Raw genomic sequence first — 22,368 nt, 5'->3', positions numbered from 1 at the left:
TGGAAACCGCGCTTAGCAAGTGCGGGAAAGTGTCTCGAAAACATCTCCGTCAGCCGGAATGCCTTCAACATGGTGTCGGAACCACAAAGCGTAGAACAACAGCGTCCAGGCCTGCCGGGCGTGACCGCGCTGTGTCGCTGTTGAGAAAATACGTTCGACCTTTTGTGAGGCCATAATGTCTTGGATGCAGGACTGCTGTGCGACCATCGGACCCAGTCGTTGAGACTGCTTTTCGATCCAGGGCCCAACAGGCACGGTGAAACCCTGCTTTGGAGCAAACGGCTTTGCCTGTGGAAGGGCATCCTGAAGCCACCGGCGCAAGAGCCACTTGCCGTATCCATCCCGCACCTTGAAATGATCCGGCAGAGACCAGACGGCCTTGGCCACAACAGGATCCAGCAGCGGTGTGCGCCCCTCAGCAGAATGCGCCATCAGGCAGCGATCCAACTTGAGCAACAAGTCATTGGGGAGCCATTCCGCAACGTCGAGAGCCTGCACTGCGGGAAGTCCCGTCAAACGCTGGGATAGTTCCATGGCCGCGAGCCCCGCGCGCCACTGACGCCCTTGCCCCGGCACACACCGACCAAATGTACCCGAACGCCAGGGCCCTCTTCCGCCGCGCCACCACGGCTTCATGGCCCGACGATAGCGCCCATATCCGGCAAAGAGCTCATCTCCCCCTTCGCCGCTCAGGATCACAGTGACGTCCTTGCGCGCTTCCTGCGCCAGAAACCACGTTGGGATAATCGCGTAGTCTACCGCAGGATCATCCATGCAGGCCACAATAGTAGGCAGATGAGACCAGACCATTGCTTCTGTGACGGTCAGAACATGATGATCTGCACCAACCGAAGCCGCCAATGCTGCTGCATCGGCAGATTCGTCCGCTTTTCCAGTGTCAAAGCGCGCCGTCCAGGTCATGGGGCGCGGTAGCCCGAGTTTATGAGCGGCAGCGAGAATGGCAGAACTATCAATTCCGCCCGATAGAAACAGTCCCAGAGGAACATCGGCCCGAAGGTGCGCATGGACACTGTCGGTCAAGGCGGCATCGAGCCTGCGCAGAGCCTGCTCGTCCGTCAGGTCAGCGGGGATGGTTTCCGTGGCTTCGTGCAAAGCGTGGCGGCGGCGCGATTCAACGATCCGCCCATCCACAATCCGCAGGGTTTCACCCGGCAACAAGCGCCGTATTCCCGGGAAAACTGTTTTTTGCCCGGTTGTGAACTGAAGCTGGAGCAGTTCATTCCGCGCCTTGTTCCTGACCCGCCGGACACCAAAGCCTCCAGCCAGCAAAGCCTGCGCCTCTGAGGCGAAAGCGATTCCACCTTCGTATTCCGCAATATAAAGTGGCTTGATGCCGAACGGATCGCGGGACAGCAGCATTTCGTGCTGGCCTTGCTCGTTCTCAACGGCGGCGATGGCATACATGCCACGCAGCTCATGCGTGTAGCCAGTTCCATCTCTCAGCCAGAGGTGCAGAGGCGGTTCACAATCACTCTTGGTCTGGAAACGATCAGCAGGAAAAGTGCTGCGAATGTCCGGATCGTTGTAGATCTCTCCATTGGCAATCAACGCCGCATTCCCAACCCGGAATGGCTGGGTTCCACCAGCAATATCCACGATGGACAGACGGCGATGCCTAAGCGCTGCGCCCGGAAGATCCAACCGCCCTTCCCCATCCGGCCCACGGTGAAAAATCGCAGCAGACATCCGCTCCAGCGCGGCTTGATCCGGCGACTTTCCGGGCAGACAGGACAAACCGGCGATTCCACACATCAGGTCAGCCCTCCGTCCAAAAATTCGGACCAACGGGCCATCACAACATCCTGTGCAAACTCGCACTCGAACCGGGTACGACCATTGTGTCGCAAACGCTGGGCGAGAGCTTTATCTTCCAGAATGTTCCCGATCTGGGCAGAGAAGGCTTCAGCATCCTCAACGGGAGCAAGAAGGCCATCGTCGGTCCCGGAAAGAATTTCCTGAGGCCCCTGAATAGCACTTCCGACGACAGGGACCGCTGCCGAAAGACCTTCAATCACGACATTTCCAAGCGGCTCGATCCGCGACGGGCAAACCATGACATCACACGCCCGCAGCCATGGCCCACTCTCCGCGACCCAACCCGGAAGATGAACACGGTCTGAAAGATTTTTGCTTCGGATCAGCGCTTCCAGCGCCGCACGCTCCGGACCTTCCCCGGCAATGACGAGGTGCACGCCTGGCAGACGGGTCATGGCACGGATCAGAACATCAAACGCCTTGTTTTCATGCAGGCGTCCTAGAGCCAGCACAAACGGAACATCGGGAGGCAGGAAATCCGGTCGTACCGGCGTCACAGCCGCAAAATCCGTCGCAAAATTTGGTAGGTAATGAACGCGATCCGCGGGCCATCCCTCGGCTTTCATCCAATCTGCCAAACCACGCGTATTCCCAATCAGATGCTCGCAGCGCCGATAATTGGACAGATCGTAATATCCGCCCAGACGCCCCGCTGTCCGCCAGGGACCAGTCGGCAGTTTGCGCGCCGCACGGCTCATCCAGGCCACAACGACATCAGGCTGAAACTCATGCAGGTTCCGGAGCAAGTGCGACCGCGTTCTGACATCCAGAGCGCCACCAAATTTGAACGTATGTATGTCGACGCGAGCGGCACGAAGACGATCTTCCCGCGCTGCATCATGGCGAATCAGGGCGCGAACGGAACGCTCATCCTGGGTTTGAGCCATGGAAAGGCGCTCAAAAAACAGTTCCGCCCCGCCGCGTGCCGACCCCGCCATGACATGGGCCACTCTGGCTTTGCGCCCGGAAAAAGACGGCGACACCATAGGCGAAGGCTGGAAAGAAACGCTCATACTTTCTCTATCGGCCATGCGGAGCAGCGCTTCAAGGTCACGTCCTGAAGGTGTTGGCATTTCCTGCCAGAATGGCTTTGGCGACATCCAGAACGGCTTCGACCGTCAGATCCTCCAACGAGGCTTTCCCTTCCGGACCGGGAGCCGCGATTGCGAACGCCTCAGTCCCCGACGGAGCATATTCGGACATGCGGGAGGGCCCAAACAGACCAAGCGTGGGCGTTCCGGCAGCGGCGGCCAGATGCATGAGACCTGAGTCATTGCCTACAAAGAGCGCACAACGAGCAAGCAACGCTGCCACTTCTCCGAGAGACCTGTCTCCGCCCAGGTCCAGCGCCTCCGGGAGCGCTTCCAAAACAGGCCTGGCCCGTTCTTTTTCTGCATCTCCCGGCCCATAAAACAGAACAGGTCGCATCCCCTGACGACGCAGGCCCTCAGCAAGCGCGACAAATCGCTCTGGAGGCCAGATTTTGCCATCCCAGTTCGCCGTTGGCCCCAAAGCCAGCCAGGGGCCACCCGCAAGCAGGTCTTCTGCAGTTTTGTCATGCTGTCTGGACGTCCAGACACGCGGCATCGGGGTTTTGTGACGGCCAAGCGCATCACGAAGCTGCTCGATCTTGCGTCCGTCCCGACGCCCCCCCTGAACGATCAACCTTCGACGCGTTCGGAGCGTGAGGCTGAGGAGGGAACCCCGCAGATCCACGACCATAAACCAGCGCGTTCGAACGCAGGTAGACCAGAGGTCCAGCCAGTGTCGATCGTGGCGGCGTTTTTCAAGAGTAATAACCCGCTCACAGCGAGGATTTGGTTCGAACAACCCTGCCGCGACCGGTCCACAGACAACGGTAAATACAGCTGCCGGATAGCGTTTTTGCAGAGCATCCAGCACACCGGTGGAAATAACGGCATCGCCAAGCCTGTTGGATGTGATGAACAGGATCTTCATCAGTCGCGACGCCACACTGGGTCCTTCAGATCGTCCACAAAAGCTGTATGAGCAGCCAGCTCTTCTGCACTCGGAAGCGCCATTTTCCGTGGGGTCCGGTTTGCGAGCATATTGCCCGCTTCTGCAATACTGCGGCTCCGTGAAGGTCCAGCCAGTCCAAGCCCGCGCTGGCGGCCGCCCATCAGTTCGACATACACTTCCGCCAGCAATTTGCAGTCCAGCAGAGCGTTATGAGTTCCGCGCTGGGACAGGTCGATGTTGAGGCGGCGACACAGCGCATCAAGGCTGGCGGGCATACCCGGATATTTTTTGCGCGCCATTTCGACAGTATCGATCGCACGACTGGCGTAATCCAGCGGCGCGCGGCCACATTTTTGCAGCTCGGCGTTCACGAATTTGAAGTCGAAGCGCGCGTTATGCGCGATCATCGGGGCATCGCCGATAAACTCCAGAAATCCGTCTGCGATTTCTGGAAACTTCGGCGCACCCTCCAGATCTTCAATCCGAAAACCATGCACCTTCGTAGCCTCGGCCGGAATGTCGCGCTCAGGGTGCACCATAACGTGGTAATAATTGGTCGTCGGCAGATCATCGATTAGTTCGATGGCCGCGATTTCGATGATGCGATCGCCCTGATCCGGGTCAAAGCCTGTGGTTTCCGTATCGAACAGGATCGAGCGTTTCATGAAGCCTCGCGCAGACGGTGCAAAAGAGCGCGAACCTGCCGGGCAGCAGATCCACGGGAAAGGCCGGTTCGTATCACGATGTGTGCCCGGCGTCTGCGTTCGTGGTCCGGCATTTGCCGTGCGATAAAGGAACGTGCTTGTGCCTCGCTCATTCTGGCACCCGTTTTCCCGCGCTGATGAATACGGGACAGGCGTGTTGCCATTGGGGCCTCAACCACCACCACCACATCGCATTTCCGGTCTTCCCCGATTTCCATCAGGAGCGGAATATCCAAGACACAGAACGGTTCTTTTCGCGCACGACAGTGACGCAGGAACCTCCCGCGCTCGGCTTTTACAAGCGGATGCATGATGGCCTCCAACGCTTGAAGCGCGGCGACATTTCCAACCACAGCCTGACGCAGAGCCATACGATTCAGAACGCCGCCCTGCACTGCAACAGGAAAGACGCGGGCAATGGCGGGGAGCGCCTTTCCTCTTGGCCCCTGGAGGGTCCGTACAACAGCGTCCGCGTCAAAAACCGGCACACCGGCCCGACGAAACAGAGCGGCGACTGTACTTTTCCCCGCCGCCATTCCGCCTGTCAGACCGATGATTTTCATGGGTTAGCGCAGACTTGCAGCCAGTAGATTAAAGGTTGCCTCATCGGCTTCCGGGTCTACTCCGAACCAGGATCGAAACCCTGCCCGAGCCTGATGAATCAGCATCCCGAGACCATCAACCGTTTGCAGATCGGCAGCTTTTGCCGCTTTCAGGAGCGGTGTCTCCCGCGGAGTATAAACAATATCTGTCACGCACAGGCTGGACCCGGCCTGCCGCAGCATTGCATCCCAGTCTATGTTGGCTTTGCCGTTCATACCCAGCGACGTTGCATTGACCAGAAGTGAACAGCCCGGAAGGAGAGACGGCCAGTCATACCACTCGACAGCTTCCCCTCCCTTCAGGGCCTCGACCATCGCTTCGGCGCGCGCCATGGTTCGGTTCGCGACTACAACCTCACAGCCGCGATCCAGCAGTGCAGCCGCAACAGCGCGCGCTGCGCCTCCAGCCCCCAGGATTAGCGCTCGGCCGGACAAGGTGACGCCATGCGCGGTGAGGTTGTCACAAAAACCCGTACCGTCAGTGCAGTCACCGATAATCTGACCATTCTCAAAACGCACCGTATTAACGGCTCCCGCACGCCTGGCGGTATCCGTCATGCTGTCGCAGGCTCGCATCGCGGCTTCCTTGTGCGGAATCGTGACGTTCACGCCCTGAAAGCCCGCTGCAGCCAAGCCCTTGAGAGCAGCCTCAAAATGTTCCGGTCGCGTGGGGAGCGGCACATACGCCCCGTTCACATCGTGAACCCTGCACCAGTGATTGTGCAGCATGGGCGAACGGGAATGCTCTACGGGCCATCCCATGACACCAGCAAGTTTTGTATGTCCGTCAATCATGCAGCCAGTGTCTCCCAGACCTGAGGCAGAAGTCTTGCGAGACGCTCCGCCCATGCACGTTGCCCCTCCTCATCCGCAATAAGGTCCTGTCGAAGTTCAATTTCCAGATAGGGCAACCCGTTTGCTTCTGCATGCCGGGGGACTGTGTATTCGTTGGTATCGGTCAGGACGTAAGGCTCGTTGTCTCCAACGCAAAGATCACCTTCTGCCCGCAGAGTATCGATCATCGCACGAGCCATCCGGCTATCCTTGTGATGAAGAATGCCGATCTGCCAAGGGCGCCGAACACCCGTCATTTCCGGAGTAAAACTGTGCAGGGCAATCAGCGCCGTCGGGCGCGATGTCCGTTCCGCCAGAACCTCGGCAATTGCATCGTGATAGGGATGAAGGATTTCGCGCTCGCGCCGTGTCCGGCAATGAACAGGTGCTTCACTGTTTCCTGGAACGTAGGTCCCATCACTGACATGGGGCATGGATGTCGGGTGACCCGGCGCACGATTACAATCGATGACCAGCCGGGAATAGACCTGCTCAATCAGGGGAGAGCCCAGCAGGTCACGCAGAAACCGCCCTACCCCGACGATTCCGATGTCCCATGCAATATGCCGGTGCCAGTCCGGTTCCCTGACGCCCAGAAACTCCAGTGCTTTGGGAACAGCTTTTCCCGCATGGTCACTCACCAGCACAAACGGTGACGGCTGGGTCTCGGGGAACAGGAGGAACGGTGCCGGATCATCGGCACCCAGCAGAGAAAGGGACATCGACTCTTTACGTTGTTAGCCTGCGAGGACGGACAAGGTATGGCGGACCGCATCGGCAGACCAGTCCATATTCCCAATGGCCTCGGCAACAACCTCACCCTTGGCGTTCAGCAGAAGGGACCGGGGCACGCCATGCAGCGCCATGACACTTGGCGTAAGATCTTTCAGATCGTCCGGACGTACATGCTTGATAGACGCCACCAGAGCATCCTGATCCGCCGTTTCCATCATTACAGAGGACGTCGGGTCCACGAGAAGCGGCAGGGCGTCAATCTGGTGTGCATCATAAAAAGCCCGGACCTTTGGCACCGTACTGCCGCGTACGGCTGCCGTCACAATCTGTGGCCCGTCTGCGCCCAGAGCCTTGGCCGTCGCGTTAACGGACGGAAGTTCACGAATGCATGGCGGGCACCAGGTCGCCCAGAAGTGCAGAACGAAGGGCTTGCCGAACCAATGCGACAAAGGGACTTCCTGCCCCTGCTCATTCTGGAAAGAGAGCACTGGCAGAGCACGAGGCTTGGCCAGAACGCCGAACGAATTCGGGACAAAGGGTATGCCTTTGTCTTCAGCTGAAGCACTGAAAACACGGGAAGAAGCGAGCAGTCCGGCGGCTCCGGCGAGGGCGGCACGGCGGGTCAAAGAAAAAGTCATTAGTGGAATTCCTGGTGTCGTCAGAAAATTAAAATCAGATTCCGGCAAGAACGTCGTGCAGTTGACGCGCGGCATCAGGGGCGGACCAGTTCACACCACCTTCGGCCGCAGCCCGAAGACGACCCGACGAATCAATCAGGTATGTGACTGGAATGGCGACATCGGATGTCTTCAACCATGATTTGTAAGCAGCCTTGTCCATCGTCCACGCCGGGAGGTGCTTCAGACCCGCCGCATCCAGAAATGACGCGACCTTTTCCGGTGTGCCACTGGCTACAGCAGCGGGAATGATGGGACAGTCTGTTCCCAGGGAAGCACAGAAAGCGTCGAGCTTTGGAAGCTCCTGTTTGCAAGGACCGCACCACGTTGCCCACACATGCAGCAGGAACGGCTTACCCCGCATTGAGGCCAGCGATTGCGTTGCCCCTGCTGGGCCAATCAGTTGCAGCGCTACAGGCTCAAGCTGCGGCTTACCCGGCGCCAAACTCCTGACCGAACGAAGATTTTCCTGCTTTCCAGCCCATGCGGCGCCAGACAGGCCGGCAGCCACACTTAAACCGCCTACGCCCGCAATAAATCCACGCCGACCAATCGTCACTGCCATCAAATCACTCGTTCTGCTGTCACTTTCGCCAGAACACCATTACTTTTTCAAAGCTGCAATAACTTTTCTGAACTGCGCCACACTCTCTGGCGCCCCCCAGTCCGTTTCGCCTTCAATCACCGCGCGAAGACGACCCTCTGCATCAATCAGATAGGTAGAAGGAAAGCTCAGCGGCTTGTCGCCCAGCCAGCTCTGGAATTCATGAGCATCCGCAGACCACGGATCAATATGGGTCAGATTTTGCGCCTTAAGAAACGCAGCGACAGCATCAGGCCCATGACTGGCCATAGCGACCGGGACGATAGGGCTGTCGTCTCCAAGCGCCTTCATAAAGGCGTCCAGCTGCGGCAGTTCGTGCTTGCAGGGCGCACACCAGGTTGCCCAGACATGCAGAACAAATGGCGTGCCACGCCAGGCGGACAAGGCACGACTGCCGCCCTCCGGCCGCTGGAGCTTCAATTCCAGCGGAGCAAGACGTGCCGCCCCCGGCTCCAGAGACGGAACAATCGGTTTCGGGCGATCTTCAGCACGTGCGGAATTGCGCAGGCTGGCCGCCGCAGCTAGGCTTAGACCTCCTGAAAGAAGGGTTCGCCGGTCGATCTGCTTCTGTTTCATCCTGTTACGGTTATCATGAAAAACGTTCCTGTCGAAAAAGAAACCGATCCTGCCTCAAGCTTTGAAGGTACGGCTGCCAACCCGCAATGGGGTGGCCGTTTCGCCTCCGGACCGGCTGCGATCATGAGTGAGATCAACGCTTCCATCGGCTTTGATAAAATCCTCTGGCGTCAGGATATCCGCGGCTCTCTCGCACATGCAGCGATGCTTCAGAAGGTCGGCCTGCTGACGGAAACCGAGCTTGCGGAAATCCGGCAAGGGCTGGGTGATATCGCGCAGGAAATCGGCGAAGGACGCTTCGAGTTCTCCCCTGCCCTCGAAGACATTCACATGAACATCGAGGCACGCCTCTCCGAGCGGATTGGCGAAGCCGGCAAGCGCCTGCACACGGCACGGTCCCGCAATGATCAGGTGGCCACAGATTTCCGCCTGTGGGTGCGTGATGCGATTGACGGCCTTCAGGAACAGACCGCCTCCCTGATGCGCGCCCTTGCGACACGCGCACTGGAACATCACGCAACGCCGATGCCCGGCTTCACGCATCTTCAGGTCGCTCAGCCTGTAACGTTCGGCCATCACCTTCTGGCTTACGTTGAAATGCTCTCCCGCGACCGTGGACGCCTGCGCGATGCACGGGCTCGGTTGAACGAATGCCCGCTAGGATCAGCGGCTCTGGCTGGAACGTCCTTCCCGATCGACCGTGCAATGACGGCAGCAGCGCTGGATTTTGATCGCCCGACGGCCAATTCGCTCGACGCCGTTTCAGACCGTGATTTCGCTCTGGAGTTCCTGTCAGCCCTGTCTCTTCAGGCCATGCATCTGTCGCGACTGGCTGAAGAAATCGTCATGTGGGCATCCGCTCCTTTCGGATTCGTAACCCTGTCGGACGCGTTCACAACCGGCTCGTCCATCATGCCCCAGAAGCGTAACCCCGACGCGGCTGAACTGGTGCGCGCCAAGATCGGCCGCATTATGGGGAATTTCGTTGGCCTGCTGACTGTTATGAAGGGACTGCCGCTGGCTTACGCAAAGGACACGCAGGAAGACAAAGAGCCTGTCTTTGACGCGACAGAAGCCATGACGCTGTCCCTTGCTGCTATGGACGGAATGATCCGAGACCTTAAGCCCAACACGGACCGTATGCGTGAAGTCGCAGGCATGGGCTTTTCCACCGCCACAGATCTGGCGGACTGGCTGGTGCGTGAACTCCGCGTGCCTTTCCGAACGGCTCATCACGTTACAGGCCGTTTGGTCGGCCTGGCTGAACAGAAAGGCTGTGATCTGGCTGATCTCTCCCTTGCCGAAATGCAGGCCGTGGAGCCGGGCATCAATGCAGGGATTTTTGATGTTCTGACGGTTGAATCTTCCCTCGCCTCCCGCACCAGCTTTGGCGGCACGGCTCCGTCCAACGTTCAGCAGCAGGCGCAGGTTTGGCTGAACAAACTTGGAGAGACGACATGAAACGTTTTCTGCTTCTCAGCCTGACACTTCTCGCCCTCAGCACCAGCCTGAGTGCCTGCGGAAAGAAAGGTGCACCACGCCCACCAGGCCCAGACTCTGACGTCACATATCCGCGCACTTATCCTGCGGAGTAACGCTTTTTCTGAGAGTCACTATGTGATGGAGCAGCTTGGCCCCCGTCAGGCCGCTCCATGACTTTAGCTCTCCGCAAGCGCTTCAAGCACGAGCGGATGAGCCAGAATTTGCTCGGGTATCCACCCCGCAGCGCGCAAAGTGCGAATACCTTCTACCCCATTCCGTTTCGAGAGCTTCTGCCCACTCTCGTCTTTGATAAGGGCATGATGGCGATAGTGAGGTTCTGGCCATTTCATCAAGCACTGAAGAACACGATGAATGGATGTTGCGTCATACAGATCCCGACCACGCGTGACGCAGTTCACACCTTGTTGGGCATCATCATGCGTGACGCAAAGGTGATAGGAAACACCCGTGTCCCGTCGGGCCAGCACAACGTCTCCAAATTCGTCAGCCCGGCCAGAAATTCTTTCGTCACCCACTTCATACCAGGACGGCACTTCCTGAAGCTCATCAAGCGCGCGCGCCATGTTCAGACGCCAGGCTGGCACACGCCCGGAGATTGACCGGGCGCTTCGAAGACATGTGCCCGGATAAACAATGCTTCCGTCTGGAGCACAACGTTCGGAAGCCGCAGCGATCTCGGCGCGCGTGCAGAAACAGGGATAGATAAGCCCCCTGCTTCTGAGTTCAGACAAAACATGCGCATATTCCGCCAGATGAAGGGATTGCTGACGCACAGTCTCCTGCGGCCATAGCCCCAGCCATTGCAGGTCCTCTTTCAGAGCATCGGTAAAAGCCGACGTGCACCGCGCGGTATCAATGTCCTCAATCCGCACAAGAAACCGCCCACCCTGTCCGGCGGACGCACGCGCGTGAAGGGCAGACACAACGTGTCCAAGATGCAAGAAACCAGTCGGGCTGGGCGCAAAGCGCGTTACAGGAGGCAGCGTCATCAAGCTTTCATCAGGGTTTTCTTGCAGTTCATGAATTTTACTGAAATAGTTATCTCAAAGAAGCCGACGACGCATGTTTATCGGCGTTTGTCTTAAGTTTTCTACGCCGAAGTTCCCGCATGTGCCGTCCTTCAAAAAAGGAAGCGCGTGGTGCCTGTCAGTAGTCAGCATTTTCCGGCTCTTGTTCTGAATGCGGATTTTCGTCCGCTCTCATACTTTCCGCTGTCGCTATGGTCATGGCAGGAAGCCGTGAAGGCTGTGTTTCTGGACCGGGTATCCGTTCTATCAGAGTACGAAGACGCCGTCGTTCACTCTCCCAGCATGGCCATGCGCCTACCCAGCGTTATCGCACTGAAAGATTACATTCCCTCAGCACGAAAACCCGCTTTCACACGATTCAACGTTTTCTTGCGGGACAATTTTTCGTGTCAGTACTGCCATGATCGATTGCCAACACATGAACTGACTTTTGATCACGTCATCCCTCGGGCAAAGGGCGGGAAGACAACCTGGCAGAACGTTGTTACCGCCTGCAGCCCCTGCAATCTCCTCAAAGGCTCCCGCCTCCCCAGCGAGATCGGCATGCATCCCCACCGGAAACCCGATCAGCCCAGCAGTCGGCTTCTTCAGGAAAACGGGAGGACCTTCCCGCCCCACTATCTTCACGAAAGCTGGCGTGATTATCTGTACTGGAACACTGAACTGGAGACCTGACACCGCGTTCAGTGTCTCCAACTTCTGCAAGGATCACGTTCCATGCGTACAGGTTTCTTCGTTACCGCTCTCGCGCTAGGTCTGTCTGTCACGGCCCTGCCTGCTTCCGCTGAAACGATCCATCTTTTTGGTCCGTTCAAGGGCGAACACGGCGCCACATCCCCGATCAAGGGATCAGCCTCCGCCATGCTGGACACGACAAAAAACACCCTCTCCTACCGCTTTGAAGACAACGGCCTGACAGGTCCGGTCAATGCAATCCATCTGCATGGCCCGGCAGCCGATGGTGAAGATGCAGGCGTGATCGCTCCGATTCCCGGCCCTTATCAGACACGTATGACTGGAACGCTCACCCTGACCCCGGATCAGGTGAAGGACGTGCTCGCCGGCAAAAGCTACATCAACCTTCATACTGAGAAATTTCCATCCGGTGAGGCCCGCGCCCAGCTTACAACTGAGCTGACAGGCCATAAGCATCATATGGAACCGTAAGGTCTTTCCAGACCTCAAAAAGGCCTGCTTCGAAGGGAGCAGGCCTTTTTTGTATGTAGAGCTTAACGAGCATTTTGTCCGCTTTTGATGACCATCCAGTTATCGGAGATCTAGATTTTCTGCCGATCAGAAGGCAAATCGGCCTACGCTATCCCTGCCTTCTAGCTGCGATGAATTCGGGCCGACACGTAAGGTTCCGGCGTGTATGTCAGGTCAGGAACCCAAGGCCATGTCGGTTTACGGCGATGATTACCGATATTGACTATATCCTGATTGATAGCCCCCGGCGAAAGCGCCATGAGTGCCGGATTGGCCAGTGGCTTCATGGTTGGGTTGAGATACCCGCATTTCAGAACGACAATACTGAAATTCGTTGGCTCCAGCCCAATATCCCGGAATGCTTCCGCCGAATGATACAGACGCCGCCGAGCAGAAAGCGTCGCCGTGATGCCATTGAATTCAATGACAGCTTCACCTTCATCGGAATGCGAGACCGGCGTCAGATGTTTCACAGTCGCGCGGACATGCACAGGCTTGCACATCACGGGGTCTAAAGTCGCGCCGATAGATAACGGAAGAACTGCGCCAACACCCGCCTTGTAACAGGCATCCGTTGCAGGCCGGTCCGTCATGCCGCCCAGCAGGACATTCTTCGCGCCAGCTCTTAGCAAAGCCTGAAGGAAAAAAGTCTGGTCAGAGTTGCCGCCACCGCCCGGATTATCTCCGGAATCCGAAATGACCACGGGATGCGTTTTTGATGACATCGCACGGCTGAGACACTCATCGATCGTCCCGGTTGGTGTGCCGAAATGAAAGTCGTGTCGTGCGTCCCAGTATCGCTGCGCCAGTTCCGTAGCGATGCGTTTCTGCTCTTCGACGTTCGTACCTGTGACAACCACGGATGCAGCCGAACGGGGTTCATCAGCCCAGACATATCCAACCAGTTGGGAGACATCGAGAATACCCGGAAGCCGATTATATTCCGCCAGATCTGCCCACAGGCGGCGGCCAGGCTCCCATTCTGTGCTGCTCTGCTCCCCCGGAAGCAGCGCCGGTATGCTTGCCCACACAATTCCGGGGCGCAGGCCGTAACGCAGACAATGCGTAAGCATATCCGTAGCCCGCATGACATTCTCGATACGATCAACATGCGGCGCGGTACGGTATGCCGTCAGAGCATCCAGTGTATCGACACTGCGCTGACTAAGATTGCCGTGAAGATCGTAATAGGCAGATAATAGGCAATCCGGCCCGACGACAGACCTCGTTGCGGCATACCAGTCCCCTTCCGCATCATCCATGCCTTCGACACTCAGGGCGCCATGCATCGCCAGATAAACACCGTCCAGCGGCAAGAGCTTGCGCAGACGCTCAAGATATTCTGCTTTCAAAGCCTCATACGTCTTGCGCTCAACTGGGCCGCCTGGTGGGGCGGATGCTTCCAGGGTCGGCAGGAGGTCAAAATCATAACGATGCAGCGGCTGGGACAGCGGCGCTCCGAAAATTTCGTTGCCTCGGAGCGTGGTGAACTCCGGCATGCGGGAGCGAATACGGCTGTAAGTACTGCATTCTGACGCAATCCCACCCACGGCAATCCGGGGCGTACCTTTAAAAGCTGGTATCAGCCCGGTTCCGCGATCTTGGGCATACCCCTGCCCTCGTAATGCCAGTAGCCCCGCTGGAAGCATCTTCAAGATCAGTCTGCGACGCACGTCGTTAGCCCTCGTCCTATTGTCCAGATGTTCAAAAAGCAGGAATTGTCGCCGCGTCTTCGAAGACCCCACGTGGCTTCAGCAGAGAACCAACGAAACTTTCAGCTCTTCTCCATGGCTGACACCGGCAATTCCCCACTCGTTTTGTCCGCCAGAAAATGGCCAGGACACGAACAGGCTAAGTCTGAACGAGGTCGATATTGTTTTGCTATAAAAACTAATGTTGCGATTGCTCTAAATCGAGAGCGGTACGAACCCCCACACTCTCCGCAACATCATAAAAAAAGGCCTGCCCCATAGGGGACAGGCCTTTTCCAAATGGCTAGAGGCTTAAAATCCTCATTCCCACTCGATCGTCCCCGGTGGCTTGGACGTAATGTCGTAAGTCACGCGGTTAACACCCCGGACTTCATTAACGATACGGCCAGCAACGCGATTCAGGAACGCGAAGTCGAACGGATAGACTTCAGCCGTCATGCCGTCAGTACTGGTCACGGCACGCAGAGCGCAGGCCTGATCATAGGTCCGGCCGTCGCCCATCACACCGACAGTCCGCACAGGAAGCAGAACCGCAAAAGCCTGCCAGATGGCATCATACAGGCCGGCATTGCGGATTTCTTCCAGGTAGATCGCGTCCACCTTCCGCAGAAGATCCAGCTTTTCCTTGTCGATCTCACCTGGAATACGAATAGCAAGCCCCGGCCCTGGGAACGGATGACGTCCCACGATGTGTTCCGGAATGCCAAGTTCACGCCCCAGTTCACGAACTTCATCCTTGAACAGTTCGCGGAGAGGCTCGACCAGCTGCATGTTCATGCGATCCGGCAAGCCGCCAACGTTATGATGGGACTTGATGGTAACGGACGGGCCGCCCGTGAAGCTGACGCTTTCAATCACGTCTGGGTAGAGCGTACCCTGAGCAAGAAACTGCGCGCCACCAAGCTTTGCAGCTTCTTCCTCGAACACTTCGATAAAGAGACGGCCAATGGTCTTCCGCTTGATTTCCGGATCTTTGACGCCTGCAAGTTCACTCAGGAACAGGTCAGATGCGTCGCGGTGAACCAGACGGATATTGAAGCGACCGCGGAACGTCTTAACGACCTCGTCGGCCTCACCGGAACGCAGGATGCCTGGATCAACGAAAATACAGGTCAGCTGGTCGCCGATAGCATCGTGGATCAGCTTCGCAGCCACGGAGCTGTCCACACCGCCGGACAGACCACAAATGACGCGGCCATCCCCGACCTGCTTGCGGATACGAGCGATTTCCAGCTCGCGGAAGCCAGCCATCGTCCACGTGCCGCTGCAACCCGCAACATTGTGCGTAAAGTTACGGATCAGCGCAGCACCATGCGGCGTGTGCACGACTTCCGGATGGAACTGCACACCATACAGGCGACGGCCTTCATCGGCGATGATCGCGAACGGAGCCCCTTCCGAATAGGCAACAGCACGGAAGCCCGGCGGAAGCTGCGTTACACGGTCACCATGGCTCATCCAGACCTGCTCGCGCTTACCACGAGCCCAAACGCCACGGAACAGAGCGCAATCTTCAGCGATGTCGATATAGGCGCGACCGAATTCACGATGTTCGTGCGTTTCGACCTTACCGCCCAGCTTCTGGCACATGGCCTGCTGGCCATAGCAGATACCGAGAACCGGGCGGTTCAGGGAGAACACGATTTCCGGAATCGCAGGAGCGTTTTCATCATGGACGCTGGCAGGGCTACCCGACAGAATAATGCCACGTGGATTGAATTCGCGGATCTTTTCGTCTGTCGCCGTGAAGGGCCAGATTTCGCAGTAAACGCCGCTTTCGCGCACGCGGCGGGCGATAAGCTGCGTTACCTGGCTTCCGAAATCCAGAATGAGGATGCGGTCTTCGTGGAGTGTTTCGTCGAGCTTCGCGACGGTGGTGGCGTCCTGCTGGGTCAATGTGATGGCCTCGCGTTCCGTGTTCATGGTGCCTTTTGATGCTCTCCTATAAGGTGTTGTGTCGTCTGCGTCATCCATTCTGCATCACAGGACAGGCACAACATGCGCCCGATCGCTCTTTTTTCTCTTTCTGCCATGGCTTTTCTGGCAGCTTGCGCCACTCCTGACCCTGGAAATGATCCCTCAGGACGGTGGGTAGGCGCGCTCGTCACGGATCAAGGCTCCTGCCCGACCGAACGCACGTCCACGCTCGAAATCCGTGGACGAAAAATCGTTTTTACACCGGGAGACGGCTCTGAGGTTCTCGTGGGAACCTATCAACCTGGCGCACATCACTATCATGCGGAACTTGCCAGCAAGGACATGAATGGCCACCAGACTGCACTGGTTTTTAACGGATATCCCGTTGGCCAGGCGATTGGCGGCACTTTCGGTTCCAGCGCCTGTCGGGCCCACATCACCATGACAAGAAAGTAGAAATTAATTTTCGGAGGGGGGTTGTCAGGTTTTAAAACCGCCTGTAAAACCCCGCCTCAAGACGCACCCGTAGCTCAACTGGATAGAGCACCAGACTACGAATCTGGGGGTTAGAGGTTCAAGTCCTTTCGGGTGCACCATCTTACTTTTGGCTCTGCCAAAAACATATCGTGTTCGCACCCGTAGCTCAACTGGATAGAGCACCAGACTACGAATCTGGGGGTTAGAGGTTCAAGTCCTTTCGGGTGCACCACACGACGTCTTCATAAAAATCAGTGCTGCAACGCCTTAAGGGCGCGATAGACGTCTTCCCATTCGTATGGCTTGGGAAGGAACATCGCCTTGTTTGGCAGAGGCCGCTTTTCCTGAAGATAAGCACCAGAGGTCAGCACCACACCGATCTGCGGCCAACGAGCGCCCACCGTCTCAGCCAGATCCAGTCCGTTAATCCGTCCGGGCATATTCACGTCAGAAAATACCAAATCGACGGCTTCTCCTTTGGAAAGGATATCCATGGCTTCATCGGCAGTCGCAGCAAGAATCGGGTTATAGCCCGCATCTTCAAGCATATCCGCAGCCAGGAAGCGCAATAGAGCCTGGTCTTCAACCACCAGAACATTCTTGCGATGCGTCAGATAGGCGTTGCTCGCATGCATGCCACGAGACTGCCCGACAGACGCCGTTCCTTTCCCTGCCATGACATACATAAAGTGCCCCTTTCCGGACCGAATAAAAAGCGGGAACATCACGAATGATGTTTCCCGACCCTTCAAACGCGTCATGCAGGCGATGTTTGCAGAATTATGAAAATTCTTCTGCGATCAACTAGGGAACGAGCGGAGCAGCCAACCCGCCCGGCCCCACATCTGCCGCGACAGCAAGCCCGCCGATACCCCACGTTCCGTCAGACTTTTGAAGCAGAAGCGGAGCGCCGCTCACTCCTTTTGTCGCCTCGCAATCGTGATGGACAAGGCCACTGACTGTCACTCCATTGATATGACAGTCCAGATCGCCGAATGGCACTTCGTTTCTATCTTGCGAATACCCAACCAGCATTGCCCTTGCGCCATCCTGCACCGGAATCGCCGGAAGCAGGTCCCGCGTCGCGATAACTGGTTCTGACAGCAACAGTGTTGCCCGATCACTGGCCCCAGTAGCGGATTCGTTTTTCGGGTCGTATCCGGGTGGGATAATGAATCGCACAACATGAGCATGTTGGCGGTATGAGCCCCGCGAGTATCCCATCAGCACATGAACATCGCCTGGTCGTATATAAGTGTGCGTCTTCGGCAGCCAGAGACAGTGAGCTGCCGTCATGACTACATTGGGAGCAACGGCAAAACCCGTGCATTTGACACCGAGTTCTGTCTGTACTCGCCCCAGAATTCGCCAGGGTGCCGCACGGACATCAATCAGTTCACGTCTGGCCCCGTCCCCAAGACCGGGCAGAGACGGAAGAGGCTGCGCACAGACCGTTCCCACCACCAGCAGTCCAAGCAGACAGGGCCAGTATTTCATTCCAGATTGTCCGGACCGAATGCGTCAGGCAGCAACTCTGCGAGGGTACGTGTCAGGAGCAAGGTTCCTGTGGGCGAAATCATGTGCACTTTCAGATCAGGCAGGCCGAATTCACGTAGCTTCTGCCGACAGCCGCCACATGGTGTGCAAGGTTGATCTCCGCCCCCTACAATCACGATTTCCTCAATGCGCCGGCCCCCGGCAAGAATCATGGCTGAAATCGCGCCGCCTTCAGCACAGGTTCCGAGCGGATAGGCTGCATTCTCGACATTACAGCCTGAATGAACCACGCCCTCACAGCGCAGGGCCGCGCCAACCTGAAAGCGGGAGTATGGCGCATAGGCCCGGGATCGGGCTTCAAGAGCCCGGGAGATCAGTTCTTCCATCATAATTCAGACACTAGCGCCTGTGTGAACAGCTTGGAACATCCAAGCGTCCACGATACGGTAGGAAGATCATGAATGCTCTCTCTTCCGAACCCACGCTCAACGACCTTCTGACAAGCCGCCCTCCTCTGGAGGTCAATGCGCGCGATGGTCTTCTTTTTGAAGGCGTGCCTCTGCATGTCATCGCCGCCGTAGCAGGAACACCCTGCTGGATCACAGGAGCAGGCACTCTGCGTCGCCGGGCAAACGCGCTCAAAGCTGCGTTTGAATCTCGCAGGTTGCCGGTGCATTTCCATTTCGCGATGAAATCACAGGATCATCAAGCCACACTGACGATCCTCCGCGAATGTGGCTATGGCGTGGACATCGTGAGCGGTGGAGAGATGACCCGCGCACTACATGCCGGGATCAAGCCGGATGGAATCGTCTTTTCAGGCGTCGGGAAATCGGACCTTGAACTTCGCGCCGCAGTGGAACACGGCATCCGACAGATCAATGTCGAGAGCGTGGAAGAGCTTTATCGCCTGAACGATATTGCACGGGCCTGCGGCAAGATTGCTCCGGCGGCACTCCGCGTGAACCCGGACGTCGACGCCCAGACGCATGACAAGATCAGCACTGGCCGCGCAGGAGACAAGTTCGGGATTGAGCACCGCCGTGCGGTCGAACTGTACGCCGAAGCCTCGGCTTTGGAGCATGTGGAGCTTGTCGGTCTGGCAGTTCATCTCGGCAGTCAGATGCTGACGGCCGAGCCGTTCCGCCAGGGCTATTCCCGTCTGGCAGATATGGTTCGGGAAATTCGTGCCCTAGGGCATACCGTCAAAACAGTGGACTGTGGCGGCGGCCTAGGCATTCGCTATCAGGACGAAATCGCTCCACCACCGGAAATGTTGGCCGGTGTCATTGCCGAAACACTTGGAGACCTTGGGGTAGAGCTCAGCATTGAGCCCGGCCGCTGGCTCTCTGCTCCGACAGGAATTTTGCTGTCCCGTGTGATCGAAACAAAAGCGGGCAATCCGGATTTCGTCGTGATCGACGCGGCAATGAACGATCTCGCCCGTCCTGCGCTTTATGATTCTTGGCACGGTATTCTGCCCGTCGCTCCGGCGGCATTCAACGATGCACTCAAGCCGTGGGACGTGGTGGGGCCAGTCTGTGAAAGCAGCGATATCTTTGCCAAGGACCGGGTTCTGCCCGCTTCCCTGAAGCGCGGAGATCTTGTGGCCCTTCTGGATACGGGAGCGTACGGATCCGTCATGAGTTCGACCTATAATTCCCGGCCGTTTGCTGCGCAGGTTCTGGTCGATAATGGTCGCTGGGAGATCATTCGCCAGCGCCAGAGCGTCGAAGACCTGATCGCAGCAGAAACTATTCCGGACTGGCTCCTTCCCGCCCATGGCTGATTCGTTTGCCGCAGCAGCTCGCCTAGCATCCGTCCGCCGTCGCGCTCGACGCGTTCTGTGGTGGGAACACGCCTGGCCAGCTCTGCGCTGGTCTTTGCTTCTTGCGGCATTCTACCTGCTGGCTTGTCTGGCCCGCATTCCCCAGTCACTGCCTGACTGGTTACACGCTCTTTTCGAGCTCACAGTCTTAGGAACTGCCTTCTGGCTGAGCGTCAAAGGGCTGCTTGCTATCCCGCAGCCTACGGATGCTCAGGTTGATCGCCGGATCGAGCGCGACTCTCGCCTGGCCTATCAGCCCCTTCTGACTCTTGCCGACCGCCCGGCCTACGCAGCAGATGGCGAACAAGGCGCCATCTGGACGCAGCACGTTCAACGTGTGGTTTCTTCTCTGGGGCCGCTTAAGGTCAGCCTGCCAAAGCCAGACGTCACGACGCAGGAAAAACTCGGGCTTGTCTCTGTCGCCGCAGCCCTTGCCATTGCGGCCGTTCTGAGCGGATCACATTCCCAATCCCGCTTGCACGCTGGCCTTGTGCCCGGTGTCGATGACGACAGTATTCCGCTCCCGTCCGTTCAGACCTGGATCGACCGACCATCCTACGCTCCCGGCGCGCCAGTGTTTCTGTCGCAAACGCAGCAGGGCAATCCCATCCACGTTCCTCAGGGTGCCATTCTGAATGCGACCATCACAGGCACATCCGGGCGTCCGGTTCTTCGGGGGGCGACCTCCATCAGTCATGACCGTCTGGACGAACAGAGCTGGAGCGAAAAAGCGACGTTGCAGCAGACCGGCACTGTTACTCTAAAAGCCCGCGGCCGCACGCTGGGTTCATGGCGCGTGGACGTCGAGCCGGATCTGCCCCCAGTCGTAGCCTGGAACGGAAAACCCGCTCCCCAAAAAGATGACTGGCGCACCAGCCTTCCCTGGCACGTTCAACAGACTTATGGCGTAGCCTCTCTGGAAGCGGAAATCAGACTGCCTGACCTGCCTAAAGGCCGCGTCGTGCGTGTTCCAGTGCCACTGAATGGACACCCCAAAGATGCAAAGGGAGAGGCACGCCCGGATCTTTCTTCGGACCCGTTTGCCGGAATGGAAGTCGAAGGCCGCCTTCATGCCGTTAGTGTCTCCGGCCGGGAAAACCACAGTGCTTTTGTGCGCTTCCGCCTAGGCTCCCGGAAGTTTTCGGACCCACTGGCACGAGCCATTGTCGCATTGCGTCGCCGCTTGATGCTGGGACAGGAACGCCCGCAGCAGGCGGCAGACGAACTGAAGCTCCTGACGCAGACAACGGATGTCCTCGCCCTCCTCGCCCCACTTGGCCTCGATATTGCTTCCCTGGAGCCCAATGCTCCTGAAGGAGCGGCGGAACAGGTGCCGGGGCAGCTTTGGGCACTGGCTCTGTATCTTGATGATCTCCGCCGGGACGGGCCGGAAATTGCGGATGCAGCCGCGGCCGTCCGGGCAGCACAGCAGGGTGTTCAGCAACAGCTCGATCACATGCAGTCTCTGGGAGAGAAAGGCCATACGCTGGCTGAACAGGAAGAACTTCAGAAGCGCACGAAAGCTCTCAAAGACGCCCTTAACCACCGCATGCAGCTTCTTTTTCAGAAGGCAGCCCAAAGCGGCATCATGATGCCGCAGTCCGGCACAAGCTCTGCTGATCCATGGTCGGATCAGATGCAGCGCCTTCAGAACGATGCATCGCAGGGGCATGGGGATGAAGCATTACGTAAACTCCAGCAGATGGAAGACATGGCCGAGCATATGCGTCAGGCCACGCCGGAAGATCTGAAAGCCCTCGCGGCTCAGATGAAGGCTCAGGAAGAAGCACGCGCGCAACGTGCCGCCCTTCATGATCTGGTTCATCGGGAAACGACCCTGCTGGATCATGCACAGGCCCGTTTGTCTGCCGCCCGCAAGGCCGCTCTGCCGCCTGACCAGCAGGACGGTCATGAAGACATCAGCCAGATGTCTACAGCCGATTTGCTGCGCCAGCTTGGAATGCAGCCCCCGCCGAATATGGAACAGCCAGCATCTCCAAAACCGACAGCGCCTGTCGATCCTGCGACAGTCGCTGCACAGTCGCCTGAACGTCGCGCAGATCATGCCTTTCAGCGTGCACTATCTCGTGTGGATGAAATTCTTGGCCGGCGGGTAAAGGACCTGACAGGCAAGCCCGCCACTGCGTTCGACAAGGCAAAAGCGGATATGCAGGATGCCCGCAAGGCCTTGGCAGACCGTAAGGATGATCAGGCACTTACGGCAGAACAGAAGGCTCTCGCAGATCTGTCTGAGGCCGGAAAGCAGATGCGCCAGAGCCAGAAGTCCGGCGGGTCGGGTCAGGGTAAAGGCGGAAGCCTGAGTTTCATCCCATCCATGGGCGGTGGTGGCTCCGGGCAACAGCAGCATGGCAAAGCTGGACAGCAGGGTGACGGAGGCGATCAGCCTGACGCCGAAGATGACGACGACGGGGACGAAGACCGCAAGGATCAGGATCCACTGGGCCGCAAGCTCGGCGAAGGCCAGAGCGGCAAAGATTCGGACGCCCACATCCCTGATCGTAACGCCCGTGACAGGGCGCGGGACATCGAACGTGAGCTACGTCGTCGCGCTTCCGACAGAACTCGCCCTCAGGGTGAACTGGACTATCTGGAACGTCTTCTAAAGTCGTTTTGAGGCCACAAAAAAAGGTG

Annotated in this window: 23 protein-coding genes and 2 tRNA genes; 9 read left to right on the top strand and 16 right to left on the bottom strand. The window is 57.7% G+C overall.

The features are described 5' to 3' along the window. Nucleotides 1-12 precede the first annotated feature (12 nt). The 10 genes from asnB to JN414_RS03030 are packed head-to-tail and all read right to left on the bottom strand — an operon-like array spanning nt 13 to nt 8,548. Entirely contained in the window at nt 13-1,773 is a 1,761-nt protein-coding gene (asnB, locus tag JN414_RS03075; RefSeq protein ID WP_202206630.1) for an asparagine synthase (glutamine-hydrolyzing), read from the bottom strand. Next, complete coding sequence (locus JN414_RS03070; protein ID WP_237389843.1) at nt 1,773-2,849, bottom strand: glycosyltransferase; 1,077 nt, start codon at nt 2,847-2,849, stop codon at nt 1,773-1,775. The genes asnB and JN414_RS03070 overlap by 1 nt, the downstream gene beginning before the upstream one ends. A gap of 37 nt (nt 2,850-2,886) precedes the next feature. Beyond that, nucleotides 2,887-3,795, bottom strand: a complete 909-nt coding sequence (locus tag JN414_RS03065) for a glycosyltransferase family 9 protein (RefSeq protein ID WP_202206799.1) — start codon at nt 3,793-3,795, stop codon at nt 2,887-2,889. Continuing rightward, on the bottom strand, nt 3,795-4,481 hold the full coding sequence (dnaQ, locus tag JN414_RS03060; protein ID WP_202206629.1) for a DNA polymerase III subunit epsilon: 687 nt from the start codon (nt 4,479-4,481) through the stop codon (nt 3,795-3,797). Before dnaQ ends, JN414_RS03065 begins: the two co-directional genes overlap by 1 nt. After that, nucleotides 4,478-5,083 carry a dephospho-CoA kinase gene (gene coaE / locus JN414_RS03055; protein ID WP_202206628.1) on the bottom strand — a complete coding sequence of 202 codons (606 nt, stop codon included), beginning with the start codon at nt 5,081-5,083 and terminating at the stop codon, nt 4,478-4,480. The genes dnaQ and coaE overlap by 4 nt, the downstream gene beginning before the upstream one ends. Nucleotides 5,084-5,086: 3 nt before the next feature. Continuing rightward, nucleotides 5,087-5,917 carry a shikimate dehydrogenase gene (locus JN414_RS03050; RefSeq protein ID WP_202206797.1) on the bottom strand — a complete coding sequence of 277 codons (831 nt, stop codon included), beginning with the start codon at nt 5,915-5,917 and terminating at the stop codon, nt 5,087-5,089. Further along, nucleotides 5,914-6,678 carry an N-formylglutamate amidohydrolase gene (locus JN414_RS03045; RefSeq protein WP_202206627.1) on the bottom strand — a complete coding sequence of 255 codons (765 nt, stop codon included), beginning with the start codon at nt 6,676-6,678 and terminating at the stop codon, nt 5,914-5,916. Before JN414_RS03045 ends, JN414_RS03050 begins: the two co-directional genes overlap by 4 nt. A 15-nt stretch (nt 6,679-6,693) precedes the next feature. Further along, nucleotides 6,694-7,329: a TlpA disulfide reductase family protein gene (locus JN414_RS03040; protein WP_202206626.1), complete on the bottom strand. Its 636-nt coding sequence runs from the start codon at nt 7,327-7,329 to the stop codon at nt 6,694-6,696. Between the two features lie 34 nt (nt 7,330-7,363). Continuing rightward, nucleotides 7,364-7,933 carry a TlpA disulfide reductase family protein gene (locus JN414_RS03035; RefSeq protein ID WP_202206625.1) on the bottom strand — a complete coding sequence of 190 codons (570 nt, stop codon included), beginning with the start codon at nt 7,931-7,933 and terminating at the stop codon, nt 7,364-7,366. Nucleotides 7,934-7,972: 39 nt separating this feature from the next. Beyond that, nucleotides 7,973-8,548, bottom strand: coding sequence for a TlpA disulfide reductase family protein (locus tag JN414_RS03030; protein ID WP_046899610.1), 576 nt, complete (start codon nt 8,546-8,548; stop codon nt 7,973-7,975). A 15-nt stretch (nt 8,549-8,563) separates the two neighbouring features. On the opposite strand from JN414_RS03030, the gene argH reads away from it, so the two are divergent. Both argH and lptM read left to right on the top strand, forming a co-directional pair. Then, nucleotides 8,564-10,009, top strand: a complete 1,446-nt coding sequence (gene argH / locus JN414_RS03025; protein WP_202206624.1) for an argininosuccinate lyase — start codon at nt 8,564-8,566, stop codon at nt 10,007-10,009. Further along, nucleotides 10,006-10,143 carry an LPS translocon maturation chaperone LptM gene (gene lptM, locus JN414_RS03020; protein ID WP_202206623.1) on the top strand — a complete coding sequence of 46 codons (138 nt, stop codon included), beginning with the start codon at nt 10,006-10,008 and terminating at the stop codon, nt 10,141-10,143. The genes argH and lptM overlap by 4 nt, the downstream gene beginning before the upstream one ends. Nucleotides 10,144-10,206: 63 nt before the next feature. Here the strand turns inward: lptM and gluQRS are convergent, their stop codons facing one another. Next, entirely contained in the window at nt 10,207-11,040 is an 834-nt protein-coding gene (gluQRS, locus tag JN414_RS03015; RefSeq protein ID WP_202206622.1) for a tRNA glutamyl-Q(34) synthetase GluQRS, read from the bottom strand. Nucleotides 11,041-11,190: 150 nt separating this feature from the next. On the opposite strand from gluQRS, the gene JN414_RS03010 reads away from it, so the two are divergent. Continuing rightward, nucleotides 11,191-11,754 (top strand): HNH endonuclease, encoded by a 564-nt coding sequence (locus tag JN414_RS03010; RefSeq protein WP_046899613.1) that lies wholly within the window; start codon nt 11,191-11,193, stop codon nt 11,752-11,754. Between the two features lie 42 nt (nt 11,755-11,796). Continuing rightward, nucleotides 11,797-12,246, top strand: a complete 450-nt coding sequence (locus JN414_RS03005) for a CHRD domain-containing protein (RefSeq protein ID WP_202206621.1) — start codon at nt 11,797-11,799, stop codon at nt 12,244-12,246. 161 nt (nt 12,247-12,407) lie between these two features. On the opposite strand, the gene JN414_RS03000 is transcribed toward JN414_RS03005, so the two are convergent. Both JN414_RS03000 and guaA read right to left on the bottom strand, forming a co-directional pair. Then, a complete protein-coding gene (locus JN414_RS03000; RefSeq protein WP_237389842.1) occupies nt 12,408-13,958 on the bottom strand; it encodes a M81 family metallopeptidase in 1,551 nt (516 codons plus the stop codon). A 339-nt stretch (nt 13,959-14,297) separates the two neighbouring features. Next, complete coding sequence (gene guaA / locus JN414_RS02995) at nt 14,298-15,920, bottom strand: glutamine-hydrolyzing GMP synthase (protein ID WP_202206620.1); 1,623 nt, start codon at nt 15,918-15,920, stop codon at nt 14,298-14,300. Nucleotides 15,921-15,995: 75 nt separating this feature from the next. Between guaA and JN414_RS02990 the strand changes: the two genes are divergently transcribed. From JN414_RS02990 to JN414_RS02980, 3 genes are all read left to right on the top strand, one after another. Further along, entirely contained in the window at nt 15,996-16,370 is a 375-nt protein-coding gene (locus JN414_RS02990; RefSeq protein WP_202206619.1) for a hypothetical protein, read from the top strand. Nucleotides 16,371-16,433: 63 nt separating this feature from the next. Next, nucleotides 16,434-16,510 (top strand) — tRNA-Arg (locus tag JN414_RS02985). Nucleotides 16,511-16,546: 36 nt separating this feature from the next. Continuing rightward, nucleotides 16,547-16,623 (top strand) — tRNA-Arg (locus tag JN414_RS02980). A gap of 19 nt (nt 16,624-16,642) precedes the next feature. On the opposite strand, the gene JN414_RS02975 is transcribed toward JN414_RS02980, so the two are convergent. From JN414_RS02975 to JN414_RS02965, 3 genes are all read right to left on the bottom strand, one after another. Next, entirely contained in the window at nt 16,643-17,116 is a 474-nt protein-coding gene (locus JN414_RS02975) for a response regulator (protein WP_237389862.1), read from the bottom strand. Nucleotides 17,117-17,195: 79 nt separating this feature from the next. Then, nucleotides 17,196-17,888, bottom strand: a complete 693-nt coding sequence (locus tag JN414_RS02970; RefSeq protein ID WP_202206618.1) for a serine protease — start codon at nt 17,886-17,888, stop codon at nt 17,196-17,198. Next, nucleotides 17,885-18,277 (bottom strand): cytidine deaminase, encoded by a 393-nt coding sequence (locus JN414_RS02965; RefSeq protein ID WP_202206617.1) that lies wholly within the window; start codon nt 18,275-18,277, stop codon nt 17,885-17,887. Before JN414_RS02965 ends, JN414_RS02970 begins: the two co-directional genes overlap by 4 nt. A gap of 68 nt (nt 18,278-18,345) precedes the next feature. Here JN414_RS02965 and lysA point away from each other — a divergent pair, with 68 nt between their 5' ends. Together lysA and JN414_RS02955 are read left to right on the top strand one after the other, a co-directional pair. Next, the gene (gene lysA, locus JN414_RS02960; protein WP_202206616.1) at nt 18,346-19,677 is read left to right on the top strand and encodes a diaminopimelate decarboxylase; all 1,332 of its coding nucleotides are present in this window, start codon (nt 18,346-18,348) and stop codon (nt 19,675-19,677) included. After that, entirely contained in the window at nt 19,670-22,351 is a 2,682-nt protein-coding gene (locus JN414_RS02955) for a DUF4175 domain-containing protein (protein ID WP_202206615.1), read from the top strand. The genes lysA and JN414_RS02955 overlap by 8 nt, the downstream gene beginning before the upstream one ends. Nucleotides 22,352-22,368 lie beyond the last annotated feature (17 nt).

Source organism: Gluconobacter sp. Gdi (genome assembly GCF_014132155.1).
GTDB lineage: Bacteria > Pseudomonadota > Alphaproteobacteria > Acetobacterales > Acetobacteraceae > Gluconobacter.
The sequence above is the reverse complement of the archived record's forward strand: the minus strand, read 5'-3'. Positions and strand labels throughout refer to the sequence as shown.